5 protein-coding genes are annotated in these 8553 nt (G+C 67.8%); 1 reads left to right on the top strand and 4 read right to left on the bottom strand.

All coding sequences use genetic code 11. The features are described from left to right. The first annotated feature begins 227 nt into the window (after positions 1–227). Positions 228–1244, top strand: a complete 1017-nt coding sequence (locus ABZ386_RS41120; protein ID WP_355715994.1) for a TerC family protein — start codon at positions 228–230, stop codon at positions 1242–1244. A gap of 51 nt (positions 1245–1295) precedes the next feature. Here ABZ386_RS41120 and serA read toward each other — a convergent pair whose 3' ends face one another. The 4 genes from serA to ABZ386_RS41140 all read right to left on the bottom strand — a co-directional run bounded on the left by serA (position 1296) and on the right by ABZ386_RS41140 (position 8237). Then, positions 1296–2885, bottom strand: a complete 1590-nt coding sequence (gene serA / locus ABZ386_RS41125; RefSeq protein ID WP_355715997.1) for a phosphoglycerate dehydrogenase — start codon at positions 2883–2885, stop codon at positions 1296–1298. Positions 2886–3035: 150 nt separating this feature from the next. Then, the gene (locus ABZ386_RS41130; RefSeq protein WP_355716000.1) at positions 3036–4334 is read right to left on the bottom strand and encodes an MFS transporter; all 1299 of its coding nucleotides are present in this window, start codon (positions 4332–4334) and stop codon (positions 3036–3038) included. Continuing rightward, positions 4331–5536 carry a PLP-dependent cysteine synthase family protein gene (locus ABZ386_RS41135; protein ID WP_355716003.1) on the bottom strand — a complete coding sequence of 402 codons (1206 nt, stop codon included), beginning with the start codon at positions 5534–5536 and terminating at the stop codon, positions 4331–4333. The genes ABZ386_RS41130 and ABZ386_RS41135 overlap by 4 nt, the downstream gene beginning before the upstream one ends. A 2080-nt stretch (positions 5537–7616) precedes the next feature. Beyond that, the gene (locus tag ABZ386_RS41140) at positions 7617–8237 is read right to left on the bottom strand and encodes a M23 family metallopeptidase (RefSeq protein ID WP_355716006.1); all 621 of its coding nucleotides are present in this window, start codon (positions 8235–8237) and stop codon (positions 7617–7619) included. Positions 8238–8553 lie beyond the last annotated feature (316 nt).

Consider the following 8553-nt stretch of genomic DNA (forward strand, 5'->3'; position numbering starts at 1 on the left):
CGGGTGGCGCGGCGGCGTACTGGCGGTCGGGGGGAACGGTCGGTGCAGAGCCTGCGCGGCAGGGCCGGTCGGGCAGTTCCTGACTGCGGTCAGCAGGGGCGGACCAGGGTGTCACCGCGATTCTGTGGGAATCTGGCACGAAATGGGACATGATCAGGTCGAGCGCGGCTCCCGTGTGCCGCAGCGGACGTCCGGCCGACGACGAGCGACGCGACGTGGAGGTTCCGGTGGAGGTCACCGCGGTCGGGTGGGTGCTGACGATCGGTGTGATCGTGGCGCTGCTCGCCCTGGATCTGGTGCTGGGTACGGTGCGTCCGCACGCGGTGGGATTCAAGGAAGCAACCGCCTGGTCGGTGTTCTATATCGCGGTGGCTGTGCTCTTCGGTCTGGTTTTCGCAGCCCAGGTGGGGTGGGAACACGGGGCTGAGTACTTCGCCGGCTATGTCGTGGAGAAGAGCCTGTCGGTCGACAATCTCTTCGTCTTCGTGATTATCATGTCGGCGTTTTCGGTGCCTAGGGAGCATCAGCAGCGAGTGCTCACCTTCGGTATCGTCGCCGCTCTGGTATTGCGAGCGGCCTTCATCGCCCTGGGCGCCGCGTTGCTGTCGTTGTTCTCCTTCATGTTCCTGATCTTCGGTTTGCTGCTGCTGTGGACGGCGGTGCAGCTGTACCGTCACCGCGACGAGGACCCTGACGTGGAGAACAACGCGCTGGTGCGTACCTGCCGTCGAGTACTGCCGGTCAGCGACACCTACATCGAGGGCCGCCTGACCGCCCGCGTGGAGGGCCGGCGGGTGGTCACGCCGTTGTTCGTGGTGCTGATCGCCATCGGCGGCACGGACATCCTGTTCGCCTTGGACTCGATTCCTGCCGTGTTCGGCGTGACGGAGGAGCCGTACATCGTCTTCGTGGCGAACGCCTTTGCCCTGCTGGGTCTGCGCGCGTTGTTCTTCCTGGTGACCGGTCTGCTCGATCGGCTGGTGTACCTGTCGAGTGGGCTGGCAATGATCTTGGCGTTCATCGGTGTGAAGCTGGTGCTGGCCTGGGGGCATGGCCTTGATGATCGGGTGCCCGAGATCCCTACACCCCTGTCGCTGGCGGTCATCGGCGGGGTGCTGGCCGTCACCACGGTGGCCAGCCTGGTCAAGTCCCGGCGCGATCCGGCGGCCCGGGCACACGCCGGAGCCGTTATCGGTGCCCCACATCGCGCCGCCGACGGTGAAGACCGCGCTTCGGGAGGCTGACACCCGGCGCCCGCTGAACGGCACCTGGGCTCGTTCAGCGGGCGTTGTGGTTCAGCCGAGGCTGACCGCTCGGACGGAGATGGCGCCGATCTCCTGGGCGATTTCGCTGAGCACATGCGAGGGAACGGTGTTGTCGACGCTCAGGACGATGAGCGCCTCACCGCCCGGTACGGAACGCGACACCTGCATGCCGGCGATGTTGATACCAGCTTGGCCCAGGATGCCTCCGACGGTGCCGATGACGCCGGGGCGGTCCATGTAACGCAGGAAGATCAGGTGATCGGCAACCGGGAGGTCGATGCCGTGCTTGCCCACGGACACGATTTTCTGGATGTGCCTCATGCCCGCCAGGGTGCCGGAGACCGCGATCTCCTCGCCGTCGGTGAGCGTGCCGCGGACGGTCACCATGGTGCGGTGGTCGGGGGAGGCGGAGTTGGTGGTCAGCCGGACCTCGACGCCGCGCTGCTGCGCGAACAGCGGGGCGTTGACGTAGGAGACGGTCTCTTCGACGACGTCCTCGAAGACACCCTTGAGCGCGGACAGCTCCAGCACCTTCACGTCGTGCTGGGTGATCTCGCCGTACACCTCGACGTCGAGGCGGACTGCGACCTCACCGGCGAGCGCGGTGAAGATGCGACCGAGGTTCTCGGCGAGTGGCAGGACAGGGCGGACGTCCTCGGAGATGACGCCGCTCTGGACGTTGACCGCGTCCGGCACCAGCTCACCGGCGAGCGCGAGGCGGACGGACTTGGCGACGGCGATGCCCGCCTTCTCCTGGGCCTCGTCGGTGGAGGCGCCGAGGTGCGGGGTGGACACGACCTGGTCGAACTGGAACAGGGGGGAGTCGGTGCAGGGTTCCGTCGCGTACACGTCGAGGCCGGCGCCGGCGACCCGGCCCTCCTTCAGCGCGGAGAACAGCGCGTCCTCGTCGACGATGCCACCGCGCGCGGCGTTGATGATGCGGACGGTCGGCTTGACCTTGTGCAGCGCCTCGTCGCCGATGAGGCCGAGTGTCTCAGGAGTCTTGGGCAGATGCACGGTGATGAAGTCCGAGACCTCCAGCAACTCGTCGAGAGAGAGCAGCTTCGCGCCCATCTGCGCGGCGCGTGCGGGCTGGACGTAGGGGTCGTAGGCGACGATCTTCATGCCGAAGGCCGACATGCGCTGGGCGACCAGGACACCGATGCGGCCGAGGCCGACGACGCCGAGGGTCTTCTCGCTCAGCTCCACGCCCGTGTACTTGCTGCGTTTCCACTCGCCGTTCTTCAGTGCGGCGTCGGCCTGTGGGATGTTGCGGGCGGTGGCGATGATCAGGCCGCAGGCGAGCTCGGCGGCCGTGACGATGTTCGAGGTGGGTGCGTTCACCACCATCACGCCCGCCTGTGTGGCTGCGGTGACATCGACATTGTCGAGGCCGACGCCGGCGCGGGCGACGACCTTCAGGCGTTTCGCGGCGGCGATGGCCACCGCGTCGACCTTGGTGGCCGAGCGGATCAGGATCGCGTCCACGTCGGCGATGGCCGGGAGCAGCTCGGCCCGGTCGGCGCCGTTGCAGTGGCGGATCTTGAAATGCGGGCCCAGGGCTTCGACGGTGGCGGGTGACAACCGTTCGGCGATGAGGACGACAGGCTTCGGGCTCACAGTAGTTTTCAGTCCTTACATGTCTTCTGGAGGGCGCCGGCCCGGAGGCGAAGGGCTCTTGCGCGGTCCGGCGGATACGTGCAGGCAGGGGTGATCGGCCGGAGGGGACGGAAGGAGATCCGTCCGCCCCCTCCAGCACAGGACGTCGTGTTATGCGTTCGCGGGCTCTGGCTGCGCCTCGCGCACCGGTTGTGCCAGGCGGCCCGTGCGGTGCAGCGCGTAGAGGGCGGCGGCGCAGGCGAGGCCGAGTGCGACCAGCGCCACCCACGGCAGGGCGGACATCCCGGCGGCCCGTGCGGCGTCGAGCGCGGCACCCGTCAGCAGGTTGCCGAGGGTGATGCCGATGCCGCAGATGGTGTTGTACAGGCCGTAGTGGGTGGCGACGAGGCGGTTGCCGGAGAGGCGGACGATGGTGTCCATCTCGAAGGGGTAGGCGATCATCGTGCCGATCGCGAGGAGCAGCGCGGACAGGGACGGAGGCACGGCCGCGAGCAGCCACAGCCCCACGCCGCCGTCCGGTACCGGGATGGCCGTGGCCACCAGCAGCGGAACAAACCCCAGCCCCATGGTCAGCAGCCCCCAGGTCAGCGCGCGGCCCGGTTCCATGCGGGCCTTGCACCAGGCGGTCACCTTGGTCTGGAAGAGGATGGTGCTCAGGCCCGAGACGGCGAACAGCACCGCCACCGCCGCCGTGCCGAACGTCCCGTCGCCACCCAGGCGGCGCACCTCCAGCGGCAGGGCCAGATAGACCTGGAACTGCATGACGTAGAAGCCGATCATGGCAACCGAGAACAGCAGGAACGGCCGGTTGGACACGATGCCCCGCCACTGGGACAGCACGCCTTCCTGGTCCTGCCCGCGCTTGGCGTCATCGCCCCGGCGAGCGGGCAGGGCCCGGATCTGGACGATGCTCAGCAGAGCGAAGATCCCGGCTGCTGTAAGGCACGTGACGCGGAAGCTCACGCCGGTCAGCAGCATGCCCACCAGCGGACCGAGCAGGATCCCGGCCTGGTAGAAGACGTTGAACAGCGCGAACGCCTCGACCCGGCGTTCACCTGCGTCCGCTGCGACGTAGGCTCGTACGGCCGGATTGAACAGGGCCCCGGCCAGTCCCGTCGCCGCCGAAGCGGCCAGCAGGGCGGGTACGGACTCCACGAGTCCGAGAGTGGCGAAGCCGACGATGCGCAGCACCAGCCCGGCGATGATCATGGGCTTGTAGCCGAGCCGGTCGGCCAGGGTTCCGCCGAGCAGGAACATGCCCTGCTGGCTGAAGTTGCGTACGCCGAGAATCAGCCCGACCAGCCAGCCAGCCAGCCCCACGGGACCTGCCAGATACGCCGCCAGGTACGGCATCAGCATGTAGAAGCCGAGGTTGATGGTGAACTGGTTCACCATCAGCAGTTGGACGCTGCGTTCGTAGGAACGGACCTGTGCCAGGGTGCCCCTCACCGGTTGCCCTCCTCGGACTCGTCGAGGTCCTCAAGCTGCACGGTGATGTCGCCGTCCACCATCGCCTCGGCTTCCGTGTCGGACGCTTCGAGCGGACCGCCCGTGTCATCTCGCCGCTGCTGTGAATCGGCCAGCGTGAGCGGGTCCACGACGTTCTCGCATCGCGTCCAGCGTGTGACCTCCTTCTCGTCCAGGCGGCCGATCACCTCGGGTTCCGGCGCGGGCGGGGAGTCGAGCAGGCCGTGGGCGGCGCAGTAGTCGTCGTCGTAGACGGTGCCGAGATAGCGCTGCGGGCCGTCGGGGAAGATCGCCGCGATACGGGCGTCCGCGGGCAGGGTCCGGGCCAGCCAGCCTGCGACCAGCGCCACGGCCCCGACGCTCCAGCCGCCGGTGGCGTAGTGCGAGGCGGCGAGCTGGCGGCAGGTCCACACCGACTCGGCCGGGGAGACCCAGTGCACCTCGCTGAAGTTGTCGTAGGCCACATTTCGCGGGTAGATGCTGGAGCCCAGGCCGCGCATCAGCCGGGGCCGGGCGGGCTGGCCGAAGATCGTCGACCCGATGGTGTCGACCCCGACCAGCTTCAGACCGGGGTAGAGCTGCTGGAGCACCCGGGAGACTCCGGCGGAGTGCCCGCCGGTGCCCACACTGCACACCAGGACGTCGATGTGGCCGAGCTCCGTGGCCAGTTCGAGGGCGAGCGGGGTGTAGGCGGTGGTGTTGTCGGGGTTGTTGTACTGGTCCGGGCACCAGGAACCGGGGTGCTGCTCCATCAGCTTGGCCACCCGGTCCCGGCGTGCCTGTTGCCAGCCGCCGGTGGGGTGCGGCTCGGAGACGACGTTGACCTGGGCCCCGTACGCCGTCAGCAGCCGGGACATGGACATCTCCAGGCCCGGGTCGGTGACCAGCGTGACGGGGTGGCCGTAGACCATCCCGGCCAGGGCGAGCCCCAGGCCGAGCGTGCCGCTGGTCGACTCGATGATGCGGGCACCCGGCCGGAGGTCACCGCGGGAACGGGCCCGCTCGACCATGTGCAAGCCCGGACGGTCCTTGATACCGCCGGGGTTGAAGCCCTCCAGCTTCGCCCAGAAACCTCGCCCGGCTGGGGCGAGGGGCTCCGATACCCGCAGCAGCGGGGTGTTGCCGACCAGCCCGGACAGGGCAGAGCGGGTGGGGGGTGTCATGTCAGTGGTCGGAGAATGCATTGTCCGCTCTCGTTCGATGATGTGCGTCGGATGTTCGCTCATCTCGCGTGCGGCCCTTCGTGGCAGGGAACAGTCCCGTCTCCGCGGGCGGCAAGCGGCAGCCGTTGCCTACGGCTGCGACCGAGAGGTCTAGATGCGCCACCGACAGACGATCGTGAGCGTCGAGCGGCCCGGCGTGGCTATCCGGTGTCCACGAGGCCGGAACCTGAGCGCGGAAAGCCATACGGCCACAACCGCGGAGACGCCAGTGAGAGGGAGCAGCGCTCCGGCGCGGGTCAGCGAATCTGACCCGCCGTGAATCTGCGGGATCAGACCGGGGGCGGTGCACGCGGCAGCGCCATGCGAATGCCCGGACTCGTTCTGAAGTGCAGATTCGACTTCCGGCGCTGCGCCACCGGCCAGCACTAGCGACGGCTGGTGACCGTGATCCCTGTCATGTGGAAGGGCAAGACAGTGAAAGAGCCCCGCCAGCAGTAGGGCGCCCAGCACCCAGGCCAGCAACCGGCGCGGCGATGGCAGAGCAGGCTGGTCCAGACGTGCGGGGGACTGGTCGTTCGGCACAGGTCCTCCGTGCGGCAGCCGTCTCCCCCGGCATCATGGGCAAGGGAGAACAGCAACAGGTCGGCGAGCAGTGGGCGAGCGCCGTCGTCCGGACCGTTCAGCCTGCAAGCGGCCCTACGGGAAGTCTGGCGCCACAATCCGGCCAAGTTCGCGCACAACGGACACTAGCGGTCCGTTCGTTTCACTGCGCGGTATTGACCAGTCGGAGGCGTGCCGAATCTAGACCTGTAGCACGGTTGATGTTCTGGACTCCATGGGTGACGAGACGGTCACCCCGACCCTTCCTGGGGCAGTTCGGCGGATGTCCGCCTTGGAGTGCGACAGTTCCTCGCTCAACGGGGAAGGGCAGGGAGCACCGAAGGTGACTCCCTGCTGCGGCTGCCCCGGGGTGCACTCCTGTGCGGGGTGAGAGGGAGCGTGGTCGTCGGGGTGCGAATCGAGCGGCTCGGTTTCGAGCGCCCGCTCAGCATCAAGGGCCAAGGCCGTGGCCTGGCTGCCGGCGACGCCCTGCGAGGTGGTTGTTGCCGTGGCGTTGATGTGGCCTGCGATGCCCTCGGTGCTCACGCTGTGGGCGTATACAAGGCCGAACAGCAGTGTGGCCAGCCCAAAAAGGTGCAGCAGAGCAGCCCAAGGGCGTGTCCGCTGCACTCCACGGGGAGACCAGTTCGTAACCACGCCGTGATCCTACCGTCCCATGAGACACAGGACTGACCTGTTCCTGGGCCGCGCGCATTAACAAGCCATGTGCGGATTGCGGCAATCACGCATCATGAACGAAACCGAAGCAGCACCCCACAAATGGTTACGCGACGGGCACCGCCCTGGGGTGCAACAGACGGCCTGCGAGGGAGCAAACCCTGGTCGGCACATCTGGTGCCTCTCGGCTTCGCATGAGAGTACGGCTCGCCTGTCGGTTGACTGTCCGAGGGTCGGACGCTGCTCCTGGAGGCGAACGACGTGGGTCAGCCGCACGCTGAGCTGAGCCAGGCAGCAGGCGTATCCAAACGGTCACCAACCCCGTGACCTTGCGTGACGCGTACGCCGACCCCCGGGCAATCGGGTGCCGGCCTGGTCCGTCGGATGATGAGGTTCTCGTGGCCCTCAGCGCAGTCACGGTTCGTCCTTCGGTGACCCAGGACGCCGGATGCCGGATGCCGGATCGGGGCGGCGCGGTGACCCCGCACGACATGTATCTGGTGTTGCTGGTCGGTGGCGCGGTGCTGCTGGCCAGCATCGATGTGGCTCGAATGGTGCACGGGATTGTTCTGCCCGGCCTGCTGCTGTTCCTGGCGGTTGGTGTGATCGTCGGTGAGGGCGCCATAGGGCTGCTGACCCGCCCACCTGTCGCCCTGAGCCGGCCTTGGTGGACAGGGGCTTGCGGAGACGACCTTGCCCATGAGTTCGGTGGAGCGCAGGGTGCTGCTTCGTGGTCCACGGACCGATCTGCCAGACACAGGCGGGCATCTGAGAGCAGCGCCCGGACGCAGCGCCGTGGCCCACGCCTCAGACCGCGCGACGGTCAGACGGTGACACCCTGCGAGCGCAGGAAGGCCATGGGGTTGATGGAGGAGCCGAAGTTCGGGCTCGTGCGGATCTCGAGATGCAGATGCGGGCCGCTGGAGTTGCCGGTGTTGCCGGACCGGGCGATGGTCTGCCCGGTCTTCACGGTCTGCCCGACCTTCACATCGATCCGGGACAGGTGCGCGTACTGCGAGTAAGTCCCGTTGCCGTGCTTGATCACGACGGCGTTGCCGTACGCCGGTCCGTCCCCGCCACCGTTCGGGCCGGCCTTGACGACGGTGCCGCCGCGCACAGCGCCGACCGGCGTGCCGAGAGGCACAGCAAAGTCCTGCCCGGAGTGGGTCGACGACCACCTGCTGCCCGACTGGGCGTAGCCCGCGGTGAGCTTGTACTCCTTGACCGGGACGACCCATGAGGGCGCCTTCTTCGCGGCCTTCTTGACGGCGGCGGCCTGGGCGGTAGCCGAGCCGGACAGCGCTGAGGTGGTCTTGCCGGCCTCCGCAGCCACCGCGGTGCCCACCCCGAGCAGTGCCGACGCTCCGAGGCCTACTGCTATGACGGCAGCCCGAGTGCGGAGCAGGGACGAGCGGGGATTGTGGGAGTGAGCGCGCTGGGACATTCGGGATTACCTCCGGGCATGAATGGACCCGGCACACGAGCCACATGCCGGGCGGGCCAGTCCTTGGTAACCCACGCTCCCGTGGCTGCTCAAAGAGCCGTTCCACTAACCGAAGTCGTATACGTGGGCTTGCGTCCCGGTCCCTTTGACGCCTGTCCCCTTCCGGTTGGATCACCTCGAAACGGCCATCAGGCCGTCGTCGGCGAAGAGGTGCAGCCGCACTAGGGTCTGTCGCCAAATGATCTCCGGTCGGGGATCATGGTCAGGTGATACGTCGCCATGAACTGTCCGATGCCGAATGGGCCTTCGTGCAGCC

The organism is Streptomyces sp. NPDC006140 (assembly GCF_040628815.1).
In the GTDB taxonomy this organism is placed as follows: domain Bacteria; phylum Actinomycetota; class Actinomycetes; order Streptomycetales; family Streptomycetaceae; genus Streptomyces.